Origin of the sequence: Solibacillus sp. FSL H8-0523, assembly GCF_038051985.1 — a bacterium.
In the GTDB taxonomy this organism is placed as follows: domain Bacteria; phylum Bacillota; class Bacilli; order Bacillales_A; family Planococcaceae; genus Solibacillus.
Genome location: NZ_CP150291.1, coordinates 1,931,306 through 1,952,724 on the forward strand (window position 1 = coordinate 1,931,306; position 21,419 = coordinate 1,952,724).

The following is a 21,419-nucleotide window of genomic DNA, read 5'->3' on the forward strand; positions in this document are numbered from 1 at the left end:
CTCGGTTGATTAAATGAAAATATGATAATATATTCTTATTTTAGCCGATAATATACAGTATAATAATCATAAGTATAAAAATGGAGGCTATTCAGTGTTTTTTAAAAAAGAAAAATCCGTATCATTAGAACAGTTATTACAAGAAACAACGACTCAATTACAGCAGGCTCAGCAAGGTAACTTAGAGGGCTTATATATTGAAACAATTGAAAACGAGCAGTTACAACAAATTGTTTCAAACTTAAATGAAATTAACGAACTAAAAAATAACGAAATCGAAGCAGGCAAAATGCGCTTAGATGCAATTTTATCAAATAACGCAGTTGGATTTTGGGATGTAACGATGCCATCTGGAAAATTCCCACATCAAGATAATGTATTCAAAATCGACATCGAATTAAAGCGTATTTTAGGCTTCAATCAATCGAGCAAGTTTGATACGTTAGCGGATTTAACGAAACTAGTTTCACCGCAAGATGGTGATCGCGTGATGGCGTCTTTACTTGCGCATTTACAAGATAGATCTGGGCGTACACAATTTGATCTAACACACAAAATGCAGTTTGCAGATGGACAGGAACGTTGGGTACGTACATTTGGTTCAGCACTACGCCATGACAACGGCGCACCTTATCGTCTAGTTGTTGCGATTATGAACACAGATGAGGAAATTCTAAAAAGCGAGCGTCTAAATAGCCTTGTGACGCGCTACGATTTAATTAACGAGGCGATAGTTGAAGCGCCGTGGGATATGACCGTTGAGCAAGGCGATCCAGTGAACCCTGAAAACGAATTCTGGTGGAGTCCACAATTCCGTAAAGCTTTAGGCTTCAAAGATGAAAATGATTTCCCGAATATTATGAGCGCATGGAGTGACCGTCTACATCCGGAAGATAAAAACAATGCGATGCAAGCATTCACAGATCATTTAATGGATTTCTCGGGTCGTACACCTTTTGATATCGACTATCGCCTACAGTTAAAAACAGGTGAATATCGTTGGTTCCATGCGAGCGGCGCAACAGTACGTGACCAAAAGGGTGCACCGTTACGTGTAGCGGGTACCATTCGTGATATTTCACTTGAAAAAGACAAAGAACAAAATATCATAGAAACCGTAGCGCGTATGGAAGAGCTATCGGCTTCGATTCATGAATTAGTAACAGGCATTACGTCCATTGCAATCCATTCCCAAGACCTTGCGTCAACACAAGAAAAAACAACGATTGCTGCAAATGATGCAAAAGTATTAGCAGACGAAACACAAACCATCTCAAACTTTATCAAAGGCATTGCCGACCAAACAAACTTACTTGGCTTAAACGCAGCAATTGAAGCAGCGCGTGCAGGTGAGCATGGGAAAGGCTTCGGCGTCGTAGCGGATGAAGTACGAAAACTAGCGGTTCACTCATCAGAAGCAACGACGAATATTGAATCGGGTGTCACGCAAATGAAGGGTTCGATTGATCGAATCATTGATTATATGACAAAAATAAATGACTTGGCGCAAACGCAGGCTGCCTTAACGCAGCAAATGAACGCCTCAGCAGAAGAAATTAACGCAATGTCTCAAGACTTAGTTGAGTTTGCGAAAAAATAAAATTTTGTTTAAGAACTGCCCTTTTGAAATTTTAGGGCAGTTATTTTTTTTAGGGAAAAATTGCTATAATAAATAAGTTAGGGGGAATTGTTCATGGAATATATGTCTATTTGGAACGGAGCAATTTGGCTTCCAATCGTTCAAGCGATTGGATTCATCAGTTGTTTTTATTTTGCACTTACTTATTTTCAACATGTGAAAACAGGAGAAACACGTTTAATAAGATTAACGAAAATTTGGGCAGTAATTTCATTAGCTGTTGCATTATTAGCCCCGGTGCTCTATCAATTGTATATGTTTATGCGCTTTTCAAATGGAAATTAGCGATGAATACTATGGCTGCTAACAATTTGTTGGCAGTTTTTTTGTTTCCAAAAAATGCAAAATGAAAGGGGTTTATCTCTGCTTTAATACATTAACTTGTTAAAAGCATACTAAACTAATAAGAATTATAAAATTTAAGCATTGACGTACATCACGTCAATCTGTTAAATTACAAATTAAGATTTACCGAATTGCAAGAAAATTCTATAACTTCTAATTTGAGAGGGTGTTTTATACAAATGACAGCAGTGGCAAACATTCAAACAATTGCCGAGGAGCTCGCAGTGCAGTTTGAAAAAACCGCGGTACAGCGAGACAAAACAGGTGGCAATGCAAAATATGAACGAGACTTAATCCGCAATAGCGGTCTTTTAAAACTTTTAATTCCAAGTGAGTACGGTGGTTTAGATGGAAATTGGAGAGATGTATTCGAAGTAGTTCGCATTTTCGCACGTGTCGACAGCTCACTGGCACATGTATTTGGCTACCATTTCATTAACCTAGCAACACCGCACCTGTGTGGGAGTGATGCACAAAAAGAGCACTTCTACCGAGAAACAGCCAAGCGTAACCTGTTTTGGGGCAATGCATTCAATCCAGTGGACATTAAATTAGTTGCAACGAAAACAGACACAGGTTACGTACTAAACGGTGTAAAAACATTTTGCTCAGGCAGCGTTGATTCAGACGTATTATTAGTATCGGCGACTGTAGAAGACCGAGACGAGCCTTTGTTGGCTGTAATACCAAGTAATCGTATTGGTGTAGATATAAAAGAGGATTGGGATAATATGGGCCAACGCCAAACCGACAGCGGTACCATCCTTTTCGATCAAGTCGAAGTAACAGCAACAGAAGTGCTTGAACGTGGCTTTAACGCGAGTGAATTTTCAAAGCTTCGCCTGAATATCGCGACATTTGCACTCAATCACCTCTACTTAGGCATTACAGAAGGGGCGTTGCAGTCAGCCTTAGCGTACACAAAACAATTTACACGCCCACGTTCCATTTCACAAACGTCGGCCATTGAAGATCCGATTATTCAATACCATTACGGTCAGTTTTATGTACAAGTAGAAGCTGCAAATTTAGTGGTCAAGAAGGCCGATGAGCTACTGCTTAAGCTTTGGAACAATCCAAGCGACATTACACCGCAAAAGCGTGCTGAACTAAGTAAAGCACTACAAACGGCAAAAGTATTTACAACAACGGCCGGCTTAGATATTACATCTCGTATTTTTGAAGTAATGGGTAGCCGCGCAACATCGAACCAATTCGGTTTTGATCGATATTGGCGTAACCTTCGTACGATGACGTTACACGTTCCAGTGGACACAACGATTCAAAATTTAGGTCATCTATACTTAACAGAGGAGTGATCACGCATGGTCGTCTTTCAACGAGAGTTTGAACTGCCTACTTCGTTTCCAGAGCAAGAAAAGCGTGTGCGCAACAATAAAATCGAAGCGCGCGGCATTGATTTTAGCTACGACGGAACGACAAAAATTTTAAATAACATTGATTTAGATGTAAAAGAAGGCGAGTTCCTCGTATTTATGGGACCGTCTGGCTGTGGGAAAAGTACATTCCTCCGTATGATTGCCGGACTTGAAGGTTTTGATAATGGTGACATCATCATTAATGGTACATCAGTGAAAGAGGCACATCCTGATAGCGGTGTTGTGTTCCAAGATTACTCGTTATTCCCGTGGTTAACAGCGCAGGCGAATGTTGTGCTAGCGCTTAAACAACGTAACAAAAAGAAGTCGAAAAAAGAGCTCGCACATATTGCGGAGGACTATTTAACGCTTGTGAACTTAGGGCATGCATTGAAAAAATATCCTGGGCAAATGTCTGGCGGTATGAAGCAACGCGCAGCCATTGCCCGTGCACTTAGCTACGGTTCAGATCTATTACTAATGGATGAACCGTTTGGCGCACTTGATCCAGTCACTCGTATGCAACTGCAAGATTTAATTGTGCAAATTCGTGCCCAGCAAAATCGCACGGTCGTCTTTGTCACACATGACGTTGATGAAGCCATTTACTTAGCCGATCGCATTATCATTTTTGCGCCAGGTAAAAACGGAGCCGTCACAAAATCAATCGAAGTACCTGTAAAAAAAGGCACAAACCGCCAAAAATTATTTGAAAGTTATGAATTCCGTTCGTTCCGTGAATCGTTATTAAATGAAATGAACGAGCAAATTTTAAATAGTATCAAAACGGAAGTGTCAGAGGGCGCTGGAATTTAGGGGGAGAACAATGAAGAAATTTAAATACTTTGCACCATTTCTTTTAGCAGCGAGTGTGTTAGCTGCATGTGGGGATGACAAAGACGTAAAAACAAGCAGTGCAAAAGAGGATTTTGAAATTACAGTCGGCCTAAGCCAAGCAGCAGGCGGTACATTAGTTGATATCGCGCATCAAGAAGGCTACTTTGAAGATGAAAACGTAACCGTTAACCGCGTTGGCTTCACAAACTCAGCAGATGGACTAAACGCCTTACAAGCAGGGAAAATCGATGTAGGTTTAACATTCGGTACAGCTGGCCCACTGACATTCATCGCTAATGGCTCAGACTTCTCGATTATCGGGGGGCATTTAGAAGGTGGACACCCGATTTTAACGAAGAAGGAAAACGCAGGTCAATATACGTCAATGGAAAGTTATAAAGGCAAAAAAGTAGGAACGATTCGCATTTTCACATCGGATATCGTGTTCCGCTCAGCGCTTGAAGATGCTGGCATTGACTGGGAAAATGAAGTCGATATTGTTGAATTTAAAACAGGAAGCATGTTGCTAGAGGCTGTGGCATCAGGCAAAGTGGATGTCGCCGTTTCCGCAAACTCGTTTTACGCACAGGCGATTGATATGGGCTTAGAGGCAGTTGCGTGGAGTAATGATTTACAAGAGGGGCATGTTTGCTGCCGCGTCGTGACACGTACGGAGCTCTTATCTGACCAAGATGGTGAAGGGTACAAACGCTTCTTAAAGGCATTAATTCGTGCAGAGCGCATTAAAAATGAAGATCCACAAGTGGCAATTAAAGCGGCAAAGGAATACATGAAAGTTGACGACAGTGTTATTGAAACAATCGTTAACGATCCGCATTCAAACTACTCTTCAGACCCAAGTAAGAAAAACGTAGTCGCAATGTGGGAGCAAATGAAGAAAATTGGATATGTAGAAAATGTAGATGACATTGATGTGAATGATTACGTGAATATTGATCTTTATGAACGCGCACTATCAGAGCTAATTGAGGAGCATCCAGAAGATGGCTACTACAAAGAGCAGCTGACACGCTTTAACGAACAAAATATTTAAAGGGAGTGAGACGTCATGCTCACATTTTTTAAGCGCTATAATCTTACTATTTTGATAGGAATTCTTGCAATCGTCATGTGGGCACTTGTTACAAAGTATGCAACGTGGATTAATCCCGTCATTTTCCCAGAGCCACTTGTCGTTGTCGAATCATTCGTAGCGAAATTTGGTGAACTGGTTGGTGGTGTAGGGAGCTCAATGAAGCTGTTAATACCCGGGTTTTTCGGGGCATTACTGGCAGGGATTGTGTTTGGATTATTCTTCGGCTTAAATAAACGCTCTCGTGAAATTTTAATGCCGTACTTCCATGCACTGAGCCCGATTCCACCGACATTATTTATTCCCTATGCGATCGCGCTGCTACCAACATTCCAAACGGCTTCGATGTCACTGATCTTTATCGGCGCATTTTGGCCCATCTTTTTAGGCACGATTCACGGGGTGCTGTTAATTGATAAGCATTTTTTAGACAACGCCAAATCACTTGGCTTAAAGGGTCCGGAATTTCTGTTTTATGTCGTGTTACCAGCAAGTGCCCCACATATTTTAAGTGGCGCGAGTACATCGCTTGGCATGAGCTTCTTAATCTTAACGATCGCCGAAATGTTCGGTGCATCAAGCGGGATGGGCTTTTTCATCCAGTATTACAGCGATTTCTCACAATATCATTACGTGTTAGCCGGCATTATTTTTAACTCGATCATTATCGTGACGGTCATGGTTATATTCGAAAAAATTAAAAAGCGTCTGCTGTTTTGGACGAACTTAAAAGCAGATTAACTTGAAACGCCTGCTGTTCCTTGTGCTCCTACTAGCTGGCTGTAGCGCACAGGCACATGAAAACTTACAAGTCACGATTGAAGCAACGAAACAAAGCGTGGAAATATTTGAGCCTGTCACGATTAAAGCAAGCGTTAAAGCGTCGGGAGAGCCGGTAAGTGCTGATGCAGTCGTCGATTTTGAACTCATACATCCATCGGGCAAAACAATGGGGTCGGTCAACCCAGAAAACAACGGGGACGGCACGTATTCCATTGAAACGAGCTTTGACGCGGCAGGTATTTACCGCATCATCTCCCATGTCGATTATGAGAGTGAGCACGAAATGCCGGAAGTAGAGGTGACGGTGAAGTGAAACGCAGCTTACAAATTACGGTCATCCTCGTGCTAGGGCTCGCTGCAGTGTATGCGATTTTCTCAAATAGCGCAAATGACAAAGCATCCGCAGAGGACGTGTCATTACAAAATTCAGCGGGTGAGGTGCAAACCATTAAAAAAGGCAACGTAATCTTAAATTTTTGGGCGACGTATTGCCCACCATGCGAACGTGAAATGCCCGAATTGAATGCAGCGTATCACGATTTGTTTGACTCGGTACAGCTCTACGCGATTAACGTAGAGGAGCCAACACGAATCGTCAACCAGTATATAAAAAATAAAAAAGTTGATTTCCCGGTGTTACTTGATCGCACAGGCGAGCTAAAGGACGCTTACAAAATTACCACTTTACCGACAACGCTTTTTATAAAGAATGGTGAAGTGGTGCACACGGTGAAAGGTGAAATCACCGAAGACGAAATCAAGGTGCTTACAAAACAATACTTAAAATAAAGGAGCAACATCCTATGACATTTTTTAACCCTGAAACAATCGCCCTGCATACGGGGCAAACGGTAGACCCGGTAACCCGTTCACGTGCAGTACCGCTTTATCAAACAACATCGTACGTATTTGATGACACGGAGCATGCAGCAAGCCTGTTCAAATTACAAGGCAGCGGCTACTTATATTCACGTAATGCCAATCCAACAAATGCCGTATTCGAGGAGCGCTTAGCCGCACTAGAAGGTGGCGTGGCAGGCTTCGCGGTTTCATCAGGCCAAGCAGCCATTTTAATTGCGGTATTAACGCTCGCTCAAGCAGGGGAAGAAATCGTCGCAACGAACGCACTTTACGGCGGTACTTATACCTTATTTTCAAAAACATTACCACGCTTTGGTGTAACCGTACGTTTTGTCGAAGGCTCGGATTTAGCAGCAGTCGAAGCAGCAATTAATGACAAAACACGCGCGGTATTTACAGAAACGATCGGCAACCCAAGTTTAGAAATCGCTGATATTGAAGGCTTAGCAGCAGTGGCACATAAACATGACGTTCCGTTAATTGTGGATAACACATTCGCGACACCGTATTTAAGTAAACCAATCGACTTTGGCGCAGATATTGTCGTGCATTCAACAACAAAATTCATCGGTGGGCATGGTACATCACTTGGCGGTGCGATCATTGATGGCGGGAAGTTCGAATGGAAAAAAGAGCGTTTTCCTACATTTGTTGAGCCAAATGAATTAATCGACAATCGTTCATTTGTTGAAGTAGCTGGTGAAAAGGCCTTTGTTGCAAAGGCACGCTTTGAGTTAGGGCATGATTTAGGGGCAACACTTTCTCCATTTAATGCCTGGTTATTCATACAAGGATTAGAGTCATTAGCCGTGCGTGTTCGTCAGCACGTCATTAATGCACAGGCCGTAGCGGAATATTTAGCACAGCATGAGTTAGTGGAGTGGGTGAATCTGCCAACGATTGAAGGCAATGACCCGAAAAACTTAGTTGAAAAATACTTACCAAAAGGCGCGGGCTCGATCTTTAGCTTTGGCATCAAAGGTGGGATAGAGGCAGCAAAAGCGTTCATTAATAACGTGGAATTACTGTCACATGTCGCAAACGTCGGGGATTCAAAATCACTTGTCATCCATCCTGCAAGTACATCCCATTCACGCTTAACACCAGAGCAGCAGCTAGCGAGCGGCGTGACACCGGGCTTAATTCGCTTATCAATTGGTTTAGAAGATATAGAAGATATTAAAGCAGACCTTGCACAAGCACTACAAAAAGCAAGCGAAGTCGCACACATCACGAAATAGGAGGAATTTAAAATGGCAATCGCAATCGTAATTAATGATGAAGGTATCGTAACACCAATCGTAGAAGGGACGGTGCTACGTATTATTGAGAAAGACGGGACAGCAGAAGATCACCGCAACCCAGCACTGGATTTAACGGAAGGACGTCGCGGTGCCACATTACGTAAAGCAATCGAATTAGGAGCAACTAAGTTTGTCGCACCCCCTGCAACGTTTTGTGAATTATCATACGAAAAAGCACAGCAAGAGCAAGTGAAGTTCATTAACATCACTGCAAACCAAACATTTAGCCAAGTTGCACAGCAAATCAAATCAGGTGCTATTAGCGCGTCAGCAAACTTACCAGCTGATGAAGTCGTTTCAAGTGCACCGGTAACTATTTAAGGGGGAAATGACAATGACAAAAGTAGAATTTATTACAATGGCGCCAACTTCAGGCGATAGCGAGTACGTAGGAAATCAAGCATCAAAAAAGGATCAACAAACATGGTCTGGCGTTGGTGTGGATTCAGATCGTCAGCCTTCAGTGGAATACATTACAAAGGTCGCAAAAGCTGCTGAAAAAGCTGGTTTCTCGACATTACTACTACCAATCGGCGGGAGCTGCGTCGATTCATTAGTCGCAGCATCTCATTTAACGGCACATACAGAAAAGCTGAAATTCTTATTCGCTGTACGTCCAGGTTCAACGGCACCAACTCAGCTCGCGAAGCAGTTTGCGTCAGTCAATTACTGGACAAATAACCGTGTGTTCGTAAATGTCGTAACAGGTGGAGCACCAAAAGAATTAGAAAACGATGGCGACTTTTTATCGCACGCAGATCGCTACAAGCGTACGCGTGAATACATTGAGATTTTAAAACGCTTATTCAACGGCGAAACTTTCGATTATAACGGCGAGTTCTACACATTAAAAGGGGCGAATTTACCATTGCCATTAAAAGAAGCACCGCCGATTTTCTTCGGTGGTTCATCTCAAATTGCAAAAGAAGTCGCAACCGATGTAGCAGACGTTTATATGCTGTGGGGCGAAACATTAGAAACAACGGCGGAAGAGCTTGAATCCGTTGTGAAATTAGCGAAGGAAAAAAATCGCGACCTGTCATACAGCGTGTCATTCCAAGTCGTACTAGGGGATACAGAGGAAGAGGCATACGACAATGCCAACAAAATCATTAGCCATGTCGATCCAGCAGTACTTGAGGCCAAGCATGCCAATACAGTTAACAACGGCGCGGTTGGTGTGAGTCGCTTACACCAAATCATGCTCGAATCAAAAGACAATAATTTCGTCATCGCACCAAACATTTGGGCGGGCTTAACACAAGTGTTATCAGGCAACTCGATTGCTCTAGTCGGCACGCCGCAGCAAGTAGCAGAGCGCGTGGCGGAATTTGTAGACTTAGGCTTTGATAAAATTTTACTACGCGGCTTCCCACATCTAGAAGTCATTGAAGAAGTCGGCGCAAAAGTCATTCCGTTAGTACACGCGATTTTAGAAGAACGCGCAAAACTAGTAGTGTAAGGGGGAGACGTACATGACGAAAAAGCAAATGAAATTAGGCTTGTTTTTAATGGGCACAGGCCACCACATCGCTTCATGGCGCCACCCTGAAGCTCAAGCGGATGCGAGCGAAAACGTAGAGTTCTTTAAAGAAGTTGCGGTAAAAGCTGAAGAAGGAAAGCTGGATATGCTGTTTTTAAGTGACGGCTTAACGTTCAATGAGCTATCACACCCAGCCGAGCAAGTGCGCTTTGAACCGCTAACATTACATGCAGTGCTTTCAACGGTAACGAAAAACATCGGCTTAACGGCTACGGCTTCAACGACATATAATGAGCCGTTCCATATCGCACGTAAATTCTCATCACTGGATCATTTAAGTGGAGGGCGCGCGGCTTGGAATATCGTGACGTCTTATTACGAGGCAGAAGCAAGCAACTTCAATCAAGATCAGCACTTAGATCACTCATTACGTTATGAGCGAGCAGACGAGTTTGTTGAAGTCGTAAAAGGTCTTTGGGATTCTTACGAGGACGATGCATTAGCCCGCAATAAACAAACGGGTGAATATATTACAAAAGGAAAATTACACACACTTAATCATAGAGGCGAATACTACTCGGTGCGCGGCCCACTCAATTCAAGCCGCCCCCCACAAGGTCGTCCAGTACTTGTGCAGGCAGGATCATCTGAAGCAGGAACAACACTTGCTGCGAAACAAGCAGACGTGATTTTTACTGCACAGCAAACGCTAGAAGATGCGCAAAAATTTTATAAGCTATTAAAAGATAAAGCTGTCGCAGCAGGGCGCGAACGCGATGATGTGAAAATCATGCCAGGTGTATCGGTGTACGTGGCAGAAACAGAAGAATTAGCACGCGCAAAATACGAGGAGCTGCAACAATTAATCACGCCTGAAATTGGCTTAGACTTTTTAGCGGATTACTTAGGCTATGATTTATCGAAGCATGATTTAGAGGGCCCGTTACCAAGCGACATCCCGCCAACAAACGGAAACCGTAGCCGCCAACAGTTAATTATTGAACTAGCAGCGCGTGAAAACTTAACGATCCGCGAGCTGTACTTACGCATTGCCGGCTCACGCGGACACCGCATTATTTTCGGCTCACCAAGTCAAATCGCTGATCAATTAGAGGAATGGGTAGAGAATGAGGCAGCAGACGGCTTTAACTTAATGCCCCCATACTTCCCAGGTGGCTTTACGGACTTTATTGATTTAGTCATTCCTGAATTACAAAAGCGAGGTTCATTCCGCACTGAATACGAAGGAACGACACTGCGTGAAAACTTAGGCTTGCAAGAAGTCAAATCACGCTATACATTACAACAGGTGTAGGAGGATTTTTATGACAAAAGCAATTTTAATTAATGGTGGCAATAGTATTGCATCCCGTTTAACGGGTGTAGAAAATGTTATCGCAGCGAATTTACAGGCAAAGGGTGTTGAGGTGGATGTAATTCAAGTACACCAATTACCAGCAGATGATTTAATAACGGCAAACTATGCGAGTGAAGCAATCGCGAAGGAAATTATCAAGGTGGGCGAGGCAGATATCGTTGTATTTTTAACGCCGATTTATAAAGGCTCATACACAGGCATTTTAAAAACGTTTATTGATTTACTGCCGCAAAAAGGCTTAGAAGGCAAGCAAGTAATCCCTGTGGCAATCGGTGGATCAATTGCACATTTACTGGCGCTTGAGTATTCGTTGAAGCCGGTGCTATCAATTTTAGGTGCAACGACTATTGAAAGCCCGATTTATATTGTCGATTCACAGGTAGCGCGTACGGATGATGGGTTTACTTTAGATGAGGCGGCGACTGAACGAATTGAGAAGGTTTTTTCAAGTGTTGGTAGAGTTCAAGTAGGCGTATAAGTAGAGGGATAGAATGATTTTAAGCACGAGACCTGATTAGTGTGAGCATATATAATGGTTGTATTTAAGGATGATAAAAAGTGACGAGGTAGCCGGTTTTTGGCTACCTCATTTTTTTGAGTAAAAATTAATTAATGCATCAGCCGAACAAAGCGCGGAGAAGGTTAATTTTAGGTGAATCGACTATTCATATACCGAATGTACAATGATTTTGAATTGCTTGGTTCTCGGTGTACATTACTAATAAAATACAACACTCTTATCTAAAATGGTAATATATAGGTAAATAAATCTGTAATTTACTCAATAACATGTTGCGGAGAAATTAGATAGTAATGTGTGCTCATGCTCGGTTAACTGACTTTTGGGCACTGATAATAAATCAAGCGGACATTGAAAGTTAAACTTATTTTTGGTATCTAACAATTGAGTTTCCCTCCACTTTAACTAAAGGAATGGTTTAATGAGAGCATTTATAAAAAAGAATAATACGTTACATAACCAAATCTTTTTACTATTTTCAGTATTGGCCGTCATCAATATAAGTGCGGTTACTATTATTGGTTATAATAAATTTTCTTCTGTTTATGATGAAATTGTGCAAGAACAGTTAGAACAAACGAGCATAGAATTAAACAGTTCAATTGAAGCAAAGTATTCTCAAATAAGTATGATTGCATCCCAAGTTTCAACCGATGAGGATATTCAAAATTTAATGTATCAATTGCTTAGTCAACCAGATTTGGCTAGCTTACAAGCGCAGACTTTTAAGCGAACGTTAAATCGTTACTATCCTTATATTGATAGTATTTTAGATTACCGTTTTTATAAATTAGATGGAGCGGGCTTGTTTCCGGCTTCCCAAGAATTAAATTTAATTATTGATGATCAATCGATTCAAAGGGCGTTAGATGCAGAAGGACAACTTATTTGGGTAGGACAGGATACGAAAAGTCATCGGTATTCTTATGCGATTAAAGTCATAAAATTAATGAATCACTCCTATAAAAAAAGTGGGTTTCTTGTGTTGAAACTTGCAAATGAATATTTCGATACGCAGTTTGGCGATAGCGATAACTTTATTCAGATCTTTGATGATTCGGAACAATTTCTTACAGGTCAAAATTCCTCTAAATTGTTGCTCTCGGATGAAGGGGAAATCTCCATCGACGACGAACCATTTTATGTCGTAAAAAGTGTATCACCACGTACTGAGTGGACAATCTATGTTGCACAGTCAATGGCAAACTATAACCAAAAAACACAAAAAATTCAATTATTCCTAGTTGGGATAGCGCTAATTGGTGTCGTGCTGGGCTTTTTATTATCTTGGATTATTGCTTCCTATATCACATCGCCGTTAAAACAGCTAATCGAGGCGATGCGTAAGGGCCCAAAAAGACAGCTGCTACATATTGAAGAAACGAATAGCTATCTTGAAATGCATACCTTACATCACACGTACAATCAATTTATTACAGATATCGAAAGGCTTATTGAAGAGGTATATGAAAAGCAACTACTTCAACAGCAGGCAGAGTTGAAAGCATTACAATCTCAAATCAATCCGCACTTTTTATACAATACATTAAATACATTTTATTGGAAATTAATTGATGAGGGTAAGGATGAGCTTGCGGACTATGTGCTATCTATGTCTGCACTGTTCAAATATAGCGTTAGCGCTACAACAACGGACACAGATGTTGTTACACTTCAACAGGAATTGGAGCAAGTTGAGCATTATTTAAATTTGATGAAAATGCGTTTAGATGACCGTTTGACATGGCAGATTCAATGCGAATCAGAGCTTAAAACGGTTCAGATTCCGAAACTATTATTGCAGCCTTTTATTGAAAATGCGATTATTCATGGAATTGAGCCACAACGCACGAAGGGTATGATCGATATCATCATTCGTTCAAAAGGGCGGGATTTATTATCGATTATTATTCAGGATAATGGGAAAGGGATGCCTGCAACTACGCTAGATAACTTAAATAAAATGACAGATATTCCAACGGGCATGAATCATATCGGTGTTCATAATATTCGGTTGCGACTCGCTATTCATTATTCGGAAAATGTTGCAGATTCACTGCACTTCAAGAGCGATGAAAACCAAGGTACTAAAGTGTCGCTAATTTTACCAAAGGAGGAAAAACACTCATGACAATTCAGTTATTAATTATTGAAGATGAAACGATTGTTCGAAAAAGTCTAAAAAATATGATAGAAAAAAATAGACACTCCATTACGGTTTATACAGCAGCTGATGTTTATGAAGCCAATGAGTATTTCCAGTTAGCACCTATACATGTATTAATTCTTGATATTCAACTTCCTGAAATTGACGGCCTCACATTCTTAAAACAGCTACGAAAAAGACAACCTGATTTACTTGTAATAATTGTATCGGCCCATGCTGACTTTGCGTATGCGCAGCAGGCAATCGATTTGAATGTCGTAAAATATTTAGTAAAGCCAGTTTCTAGAGAAACATTATTAGAAGCGATAGATCAATGCATAAAGCACGTGAAGATAATACCAAGCGCGGATCACGCCAGTATTCAACAAGCGTTGAATTATATTCATACACATTTTAATGAACCACTAACGTTACAAGAATTATCTGAGATTGTACACCTTAATACGAGTTATTTTAGCTCTCTTTTCAAACAATCTGTTGGTGTGAATTTTTTGCAATACCTAACGAATTACAGAATGAAGGAAGCAAAAAAACTATTATTAGAGCACAACTACTCGATTGGAGAAATTTCAATTCGAGTAGGTTACAAAACTTCTAAGTATTTCATCCAAATTTTTAAAGAGTATGAGAAGATTACACCAAATCAATACCGAAAGCAAAAACATTCCAAAGATAATGGTGTTTATCCTAAATAATTTGGAATTTTCAGTCTTAAATTTTTGTTATTATAAGCTTAATCACATTTGGGGGGAGATTATAATGAAAAGGTTTAAGAAAGCGCATACATTTTTCTTAGCTTGTATTGTTGGGGTGTTATTAGTATTAGGGGGATGTAGTTCTTCGAGTAGTGATAGTGAAGTTAGTGGTGATGGAAACAAGGTAGTAAAATTCATGCACATTTGGCCACCGGGTAGTTCAAAAACGCAAAACCAAATCGTTGAATCGGTTGTTAAAAAGTATGAGGATGACAATCCAGATGTAAAAATTCAAGTTGAGTATTTAGAAAATGAGCAATACAAAGATAAAATCAAAGTTCTTTCTTCATCTAACGAATTGCCTGATGTAGGGGTGACATGGGCAGCTGGTTATTTAAAACCATTCGTTGAAGGTGGTCTAATGGCAGACTTGTCTGACGTATTAGCAAAAGATAATTTAAAAGACCAATTCGTTGGAGGTACAACAGAAGCATATGCCTTTGATGACAAGACATATGGCCTACCAATCGAGTTAAATATTGCACCAGTTTATTACAACAAGGAAATTTTCAAAAAGAATGGTTTAGAAGTACCGACAACATATGCTGAATTTGTAAATGTTGTTAAAACACTAAAATCAAGTGGTGTAACTCCAATTGCACTTGGAAATAAAGAGGGGTGGACAGGCTCGCTATGGTATATGTACTTAGCAGATCGTATTGGTGGCTCAACACTTATCTCTGAAGCAATTGCACAAGAAGTATCATTTGAAAATGCTGATTTAGAACAAGCAGCGGCAGATTTCAAAGAATTAGCCGAATTAGGTGCTTTTAGTAAAGGTACAAATGGTTTATCAAATGACGAAGCAAAAATTGAATTTTTAAATGAAACGGCTGCAATGTACCTAATGGGTAGTTGGGAATTACCGAATTTCACAACAAGTGATGAAACAACACAAGAATTTAAAGATAAAATTGGGTATTTTAATTTCCCTAATTACGAGAGTGGCGCGGGTGCAGCGGATAGTTGGATCGGCGGGCCAGGCGTCGGGCTATTCGTTTCGGAAAAATCGAAAGTAAAAGATGAATCAAAAGAGTTTATTCGTTACTTTATCGAAGAATGGGGCAAACAATCGTTCACGAAAGCGGGCGTAATTCCAGCTACAAAGGTAGATACGTCTTCTCTTGATTTACCACAGATGAATATCGATGTTTTAAATGATTTAAACAAAGCAAAAAGCATTACACTTTTTGCTGATGTACAAATGCCTGCTTCAGCAGCAGACACTCATTATAATTTATTGCAGTCATTAGTTAGTGGAGATATAACACCTGCTGACTTTACGAAGCAAACAGAACAATCGCTCAAGTCTGCTAAATAAATTTATTAGGACATATCAACAATTGATATGTCCTATTTTCAAAAGGAGTGACACCAATGAATCGATTGAAAGCTTCGAAACTTGATTTGTTAATATATGTCGGACCAGCGTTACTTTTACTGCTAGGAATTGTTTATATTCCTATTGTGCAAACGGGCTATTTTGGCTTAATGGAATGGAATGGGATTGGTGAAAAAACATTTGTTGGGCTTGAAAACTATTTAGCATTGTTGAAAGATTCAAAGTTTTGGGGTAGTGCCTATCATTCGCTTATTTTAGCAGTAGCTTCAATTATTAGCCTTATTTTTTACTTAACCATTTCCTTTGTTTTAGCAAGCCGCATTAAGGGAGCGAATCTACTACGCAAAATTTATTTGATTCCTATGTTACTGGCTTCTGTTGCGATTGCACAACTTTGGATGAAAATTTACAATCCATCGAACGGGATGCTTAATATCTTTTTAATGAAACTGGGGATCGAAAATCCACCTGCATGGCTTGGCGATGCAAATTTAGCACTCTACGCAATCATTGTGCCAACGATTTGGCAATATGCAGGTTTTTATATTCTTATTTATTATGCCGCGTTAAAAAATGTTCCAGAATCTCTTGTTGAAGCAGCACGTATTGATGGCGCATCTCCATTCCATATTGCACTTAAAATTAAATTACCACTAATTATGAACGTTGTGAAAGTAACAATCGTCCTTGCTGCAGTTGGATCGTTAAAATATTTCGATTTAATTTATATTATGACAGGCGGTGGGCCAAGTGGTTCAAGTGAAGTAATGGCCTCGTATATGTATAATACGGCCTTTAATAAATTTGATTTTGGCTATGGTAGTGCTATTGGCTTCTTCTTATTAGTCATTTGCCTCGTGGCGACATTCATAATTCAACGTTTGAGTATCGCTGACAAGGATCTTTACTAGAAAGGATGAAAAGCTATGGAGACGTTAAATGAAAAAATAAAAATGCCAGAAGTAGTAACGAGGAAGACGTCTGAACGCAGTTTTATGCAACGAATTGGTAAAGCCCTACTTTATGTCGTATTAATTGGTATTGCCATTATACAGTTATTCCCTATCTACTGGCTTACGCTATTTTCATTGAAAAATAACTATGAGATTTTTAATTTATCACCACTTGCATTACCACAAGAATTACGTTTTGAAAACTACATTAAAGTATGGACAGAAGGAAACATAGCAACCTACTTTTTTAACAGTATTTTTTACACAGTTTCAGCGGTTATTTTAACAATTGTATTAGCGAGTATGGTTACTTTTGCGATTACGCGTTTGCAATGGAGAGGACATAAGATTGTGCTAGGTCTCTTTATGCTAGGGCTAATGATTCCTATTCACTCTACGCTTATTCCATTGTTTAATACGTACACAACAATTGGATTGATTAATCATCCGCTTTCACTGATTTTGTCTTATACAGCATTTAATATGCCTATTACCATAATGATTTTACTAGGATTTTACGAGGCGTTATCACATGAAATTGAGGAAGCAGCCATTATTGATGGAGCGTCTATCCATCATATATTTTTCCGAATTACATTACCAATGACAGCGCCAGTAATTGCTACTGCATCAATCATTAATATGATATATAACTGGAATGAATTTGTTTTTGTAAATACATTTATTAGCTCAGATGAACTGAAAACACTGACAGTAGGGATTCAAAACTTTATTGGACAGTACTCGACAGATTGGGGTGCTATTGGAGCAACGCTAATGTTTAGTATCATTCCAATATTACTTATCTTCCTTATTTTAAGTGATCGTATCGTTGAAGGGATCGCTGCAGGTTCTGTAAAAGGCTAAGGGGGAATTATTATGATACACCGAGTATATTCAAAATTATTTGTCGTTTGCGAATGGATAATGAATCTGTTGATACTGAACTTGCTGTTTATATTTTTTAGTTGCGCAGGACTCATTTTATTTGGATTTGCGCCGGCTTATACAGCAATGAGCCTTGTCTTTAAAAAGCTCTATGAGGGAGAAGATGTTCGGGTTGTCCGTAGCTTTTATACAACTTTTAAAAGTGAGCTTATTAAGAGCAATAAATTTGGTCTTTTATACGGCTATGTGTATATACTCTTATTCATTAATTTTTTATTTATTCAAACGTTACCTGTATTCATTCAAACAGCATCGATGTTCGTACTCATTGCACTAACGTTACTTGTACTTGCTAGCAGTTTATACATTTTTCCTTTGTATAATAGTTTTGAGTCTACAGTTTGGTTATTAATTAAAAATAGTTTACTTTTAGCGTTTGCCTTTTTACCACGTACAATTTTTACACAAATTGTTATTCTTGCAGTGGGCGTTATTTGTTTTTATCAACCAATTTTAATTTTCCTTCTGGGGTTCAGTAGTGTTTGTGCAATTATTACGCTAACGAGCCAACCGTGTATTCAAAAAATAACTAATACAGTTTAAGGAGTGTTCGTATGATTCAAAATCCGATTTTAACAGGCTTTAATCCAGATCCTTCGATATGCCGTGTTGGCGAAGATTATTATATTGCCGTATCCACATTTGAATGGTTTCCAGGGGTAGGCATTTACCATTCAAAAGATTTAACAAATTGGACTCTTGTACGTAGACCTTTAGAGCGCCTTTCTCAATTGAATATGATTGGTAATCCAAATTCCGGTGGCGTTTGGGCGCCTTGTCTTACATATAGTGAAGGACAATTTTGGCTTATTTATAGCGATATTAAAGTCGTTGAGGGGCAATGGAAAGACGGACATAATTACTTGGTAACTGCTACAAATATAGAGGATGAGTGGTCAGAGCCTATTTACTTAAATAGTGCAGGATTTGACCCGTCTTTATACCATGATGAGGATGGAAAAAAATATCTTTTAAATATGGTTTGGGATGCGAGATATAAAAACCATCCGTTTTATGGAATTAGTATTCAAGAATATGACCATGAAAAAAAATCACTTGTTGGGGAACGCAAAATTATTTTTAAAGGGACAAATGCGAAGCTGACAGAGGCACCGCATCTTTATAAAATAGACGGCTATTTTTATTTATTAACTGCTGAAGGAGGCACACGCTATGATCACCGTGCAACGATTGCGCGGTCGTCATCAATTGATGGGCCATATGAATTGTCTCCACATAATCCTTTAATTACGGGATTCTTTACACCGGAGGAAACGCTACAGAAAGCTGGGCATGCTTCACTCGTTCAAACGCATACAAATGAGTGGTATTTGGCCTATTTAGTTGGTCGTCCACTGCAAGATGAAAATAAACCATTACTTGATCCACGTGGCTATTGCCCATTAGGACGAGAAACAGCAATTAGCAAAATTGAATGGAAAGATGGTTGGCCTGTTGTCGTTGGAGGTAATTATCCACAGTTACAAGTTGAAGCGCCTGCAATTGCACCGCAACCTATAGGGGATATGGCACCAACTATAACGTATTTTAAGAGTGAATTGCCTTTAGATTTCCAAACATTGCGTCAACCAATGGACAGCTTTGCCACATTGATAGAACGTCCTGGTTATTTACGTTTAATAGGGAAAGAATCTTTAACATCTAAATTTAAGCAAGCATTCGTTGCAAGACGTTGGCAGGACTTCAACTTTGAAGCAGAGACAAAGGTAAATGTTTCACCAACATCATTCCAACAATATGCGGGGCTTGTTAATTACTATAATACAGAAAATTGGACTGCTCTTGATATTACATTTGATGAAAAGCTTGGTCGTGTTCTTACAATTTTAAGCAATGACAATACTGTTTTCGGTACGCCTTTAGAAATGCCAATCGTACTTCCTGAAAAGGGTGAAGTCTATTTGAAGGTTTGTGTCTCAGCGAATGTTTATCAGTATAGTTATTCATTAAATGGAATGGACTGGATAGAAGTAGGACCGAAATTTGAAAGCTATAAGCTGTCAGATGATTATGTGCAAGGTGGAGGTTTCTTTACGGGAGCATTTGTCGGTATGCATTGCGTGGATTTAGATACGCAATCACTTCCTGCTAATTTCGAATACTTCAGTTATAAACCTAAAAAACTTGAATAACAGAATGTTAGCTGTATGGGTAGAGATATCATAAGTAAAAACAAATAGTAGGGGGCCTCTGAAATGGCATATTTTAAAGATATTTCACAAATTCAATACGAAGGACCACAATCAAAAAATGGCTTAGCTTTTAAGTACTACAATCCACAAGAAAAAGTGGGCGACAAAACAATGGAAGAAATTTTACGTTTTGGCGTAGCTTATTGGCATACATTCACGTATGACGGTGGAGACCCATTTGGTGCAGGCAATATGCAACGTTCTTGGAATCACTACACAGATATGGACTTAGCAAAAGCACGCGTTGAGGCGTCATTTGAGTTTTATGAAAAATTAAATGCTCCATTCTTCTGCTTCCATGATGTAGACGTAGCACCAGAAGGATCAACGCTAGCTGAAACGAACAAAAACCTAGACATTATTGTGGATGAAATTGAACGTCATTTAGCGACTTCAAAAACAAAGCTTCTTTGGAATACAGCGAATATGTTTTCCAATCCACGCTTCGTTCATGGTGCAGCTACTTCACCAAATGCGGATGTCTTTGCCTATTCAGCAGCCAAAGTAAAAAAAGGTCTTGAAGTTGCGAAACAATTAAACGCAGAAAACTATGTATTCTGGGGCGGCCGTGAAGGGTATGAAACATTACTAAATACAAACATGAAGCTGGAACAAGACAACCTAGCACGCTTCTTCCATATGGCAGTAGACTACGCAAAAGAAATCGGCTATGAAGGTCAATTTTTAATCGAACCAAAACCAAAAGAGCCAACAAAGCATCAATATGACTTCGACGTAGCAACAGGTATCGGCTTCTTACGCACTTATGGATTAGAGGATAACTTCAAATTCAATATCGAAGCAAACCACGCAACATTAGCGGGTCATACGTTTGAGCACGAGCTTCATACTGCTCGTATTAACGGTATGTTAGGTTCAGTAGATGCGAACCAAGGAGACACATTACTTGGCTGGGATACAGACGAATTTCCTACAGACCTTTATACAAACACATTAGCAATGTATGAAATTCTGAAAAACGGTGGTCTTGGAAAAGGTGGATTAAACTTCGATGCGAAAGTTCGTCGTGGCTCATTTGAACAAGATGACCTATTCTACGCACATATTGCAGGAATGGATTCGTTTGCAATCGGCTTAAAGGTTGCGCATCAATTACTAGAAGACCGTGTTTTAGAAGACTTCGTTGATAGCCGATACGATAGCTACAACTCTGGCATTGGTCAAAAAATCGTTGCAGGTACAACAAACTTCAAAGAGCTTGAAGCCTATGCACTTGGCTTAACGGAGATTCAAAACACATCTGGCCGTACAGAAAAATTAAAAATGATTATCAACCAATATTTATTAAACACTCTAAACGATAAAGTAATTGCTCGTTAAGGGACCTATGTATACAGGCTGTCTTATGAGGTTTTTCCTTGTAAGGCAGCTATTTTTCAGCACGGGAGGCGGTTTATA

Annotated in this window: 21 protein-coding genes; all 21 read left to right on the forward strand. The window is 39.8% G+C overall.

Going from position 1 to position 21,419, the window contains the following annotated elements:
* The first annotated feature begins 94 nt into the window (after nt 1-94).
* The 21 genes from NSQ62_RS09680 to xylA all read left to right on the forward strand — a co-directional run bounded on the left by NSQ62_RS09680 (nt 95) and on the right by xylA (nt 21,341).
* Nucleotides 95-1,600 carry a PAS domain-containing protein gene (locus tag NSQ62_RS09680; RefSeq protein ID WP_341323719.1) on the forward strand — a complete coding sequence of 502 codons (1,506 nt, stop codon included), beginning with the start codon at nt 95-97 and terminating at the stop codon, nt 1,598-1,600.
* Nucleotides 1,601-1,693: 93 nt separating this feature from the next.
* Nucleotides 1,694-1,924, forward strand: a complete 231-nt coding sequence (locus tag NSQ62_RS09685; RefSeq protein WP_341323720.1) for a hypothetical protein — start codon at nt 1,694-1,696, stop codon at nt 1,922-1,924.
* A gap of 239 nt (nt 1,925-2,163) precedes the next feature.
* The gene (locus NSQ62_RS09690; protein ID WP_341323721.1) at nt 2,164-3,303 is read left to right on the forward strand and encodes an acyl-CoA dehydrogenase family protein; all 1,140 of its coding nucleotides are present in this window, start codon (nt 2,164-2,166) and stop codon (nt 3,301-3,303) included.
* Between the two features lie 6 nt (nt 3,304-3,309).
* Entirely contained in the window at nt 3,310-4,179 is an 870-nt protein-coding gene (locus NSQ62_RS09695) for an ABC transporter ATP-binding protein (RefSeq protein WP_341323722.1), read from the forward strand.
* Nucleotides 4,180-4,189: 10 nt separating this feature from the next.
* Nucleotides 4,190-5,254: an ABC transporter substrate-binding protein gene (locus NSQ62_RS09700; protein ID WP_341323723.1), complete on the forward strand. Its 1,065-nt coding sequence runs from the start codon at nt 4,190-4,192 to the stop codon at nt 5,252-5,254.
* A 15-nt stretch (nt 5,255-5,269) separates the two neighbouring features.
* On the forward strand, nt 5,270-6,034 hold the full coding sequence (locus NSQ62_RS09705) for an ABC transporter permease subunit (protein ID WP_341323724.1): 765 nt from the start codon (nt 5,270-5,272) through the stop codon (nt 6,032-6,034).
* 1 nt (nt 6,035) lies between these two features.
* Entirely contained in the window at nt 6,036-6,389 is a 354-nt protein-coding gene (locus NSQ62_RS09710; protein WP_341323725.1) for a FixH family protein, read from the forward strand.
* Nucleotides 6,386-6,865 (forward strand): redoxin domain-containing protein, encoded by a 480-nt coding sequence (locus tag NSQ62_RS09715; RefSeq protein ID WP_341323726.1) that lies wholly within the window; start codon nt 6,386-6,388, stop codon nt 6,863-6,865. The genes NSQ62_RS09710 and NSQ62_RS09715 overlap by 4 nt, the downstream gene beginning before the upstream one ends.
* A 14-nt stretch (nt 6,866-6,879) precedes the next feature.
* Nucleotides 6,880-8,178 (forward strand): O-acetylhomoserine aminocarboxypropyltransferase/cysteine synthase family protein, encoded by a 1,299-nt coding sequence (locus tag NSQ62_RS09720; protein WP_341323727.1) that lies wholly within the window; start codon nt 6,880-6,882, stop codon nt 8,176-8,178.
* Nucleotides 8,179-8,190: 12 nt separating this feature from the next.
* Nucleotides 8,191-8,562, forward strand: coding sequence for a chemotaxis protein CheY (locus tag NSQ62_RS09725; protein ID WP_341323728.1), 372 nt, complete (start codon nt 8,191-8,193; stop codon nt 8,560-8,562).
* Between the two features lie 13 nt (nt 8,563-8,575).
* Nucleotides 8,576-9,703, forward strand: coding sequence for an LLM class flavin-dependent oxidoreductase (locus NSQ62_RS09730; protein WP_341323729.1), 1,128 nt, complete (start codon nt 8,576-8,578; stop codon nt 9,701-9,703).
* A gap of 13 nt (nt 9,704-9,716) precedes the next feature.
* Nucleotides 9,717-11,039 carry an LLM class flavin-dependent oxidoreductase gene (locus NSQ62_RS09735; RefSeq protein ID WP_341323730.1) on the forward strand — a complete coding sequence of 441 codons (1,323 nt, stop codon included), beginning with the start codon at nt 9,717-9,719 and terminating at the stop codon, nt 11,037-11,039.
* A 10-nt stretch (nt 11,040-11,049) separates the two neighbouring features.
* Nucleotides 11,050-11,580 carry an NADPH-dependent FMN reductase gene (gene ssuE, locus NSQ62_RS09740; RefSeq protein WP_341323731.1) on the forward strand — a complete coding sequence of 177 codons (531 nt, stop codon included), beginning with the start codon at nt 11,050-11,052 and terminating at the stop codon, nt 11,578-11,580.
* A gap of 463 nt (nt 11,581-12,043) precedes the next feature.
* Nucleotides 12,044-13,753: a histidine kinase gene (locus NSQ62_RS09745; protein WP_341323732.1), complete on the forward strand. Its 1,710-nt coding sequence runs from the start codon at nt 12,044-12,046 to the stop codon at nt 13,751-13,753.
* A complete protein-coding gene (locus tag NSQ62_RS09750; RefSeq protein ID WP_341323733.1) occupies nt 13,750-14,484 on the forward strand; it encodes a response regulator in 735 nt (244 codons plus the stop codon). The genes NSQ62_RS09745 and NSQ62_RS09750 overlap by 4 nt, the downstream gene beginning before the upstream one ends.
* 64 nt (nt 14,485-14,548) lie before the next feature.
* Nucleotides 14,549-15,865 (forward strand): extracellular solute-binding protein, encoded by a 1,317-nt coding sequence (locus NSQ62_RS09755; protein WP_341323734.1) that lies wholly within the window; start codon nt 14,549-14,551, stop codon nt 15,863-15,865.
* Between the two features lie 56 nt (nt 15,866-15,921).
* Complete coding sequence (locus NSQ62_RS09760; RefSeq protein WP_341323735.1) at nt 15,922-16,797, forward strand: sugar ABC transporter permease; 876 nt, start codon at nt 15,922-15,924, stop codon at nt 16,795-16,797.
* Between the two features lie 84 nt (nt 16,798-16,881).
* A complete protein-coding gene (locus NSQ62_RS09765; RefSeq protein ID WP_341323917.1) occupies nt 16,882-17,706 on the forward strand; it encodes a carbohydrate ABC transporter permease in 825 nt (274 codons plus the stop codon).
* Nucleotides 17,707-17,718: 12 nt separating this feature from the next.
* Entirely contained in the window at nt 17,719-18,330 is a 612-nt protein-coding gene (locus tag NSQ62_RS09770; RefSeq protein ID WP_341323736.1) for a DUF624 domain-containing protein, read from the forward strand.
* Nucleotides 18,331-18,341: 11 nt separating this feature from the next.
* Nucleotides 18,342-19,940: a glycoside hydrolase family 43 protein gene (locus NSQ62_RS09775; RefSeq protein ID WP_341323737.1), complete on the forward strand. Its 1,599-nt coding sequence runs from the start codon at nt 18,342-18,344 to the stop codon at nt 19,938-19,940.
* Nucleotides 19,941-20,003: 63 nt separating this feature from the next.
* Nucleotides 20,004-21,341 (forward strand): xylose isomerase, encoded by a 1,338-nt coding sequence (gene xylA, locus NSQ62_RS09780; RefSeq protein WP_341323738.1) that lies wholly within the window; start codon nt 20,004-20,006, stop codon nt 21,339-21,341.
* The last annotated feature ends 78 nt before the right edge of the window (nt 21,342-21,419 follow it).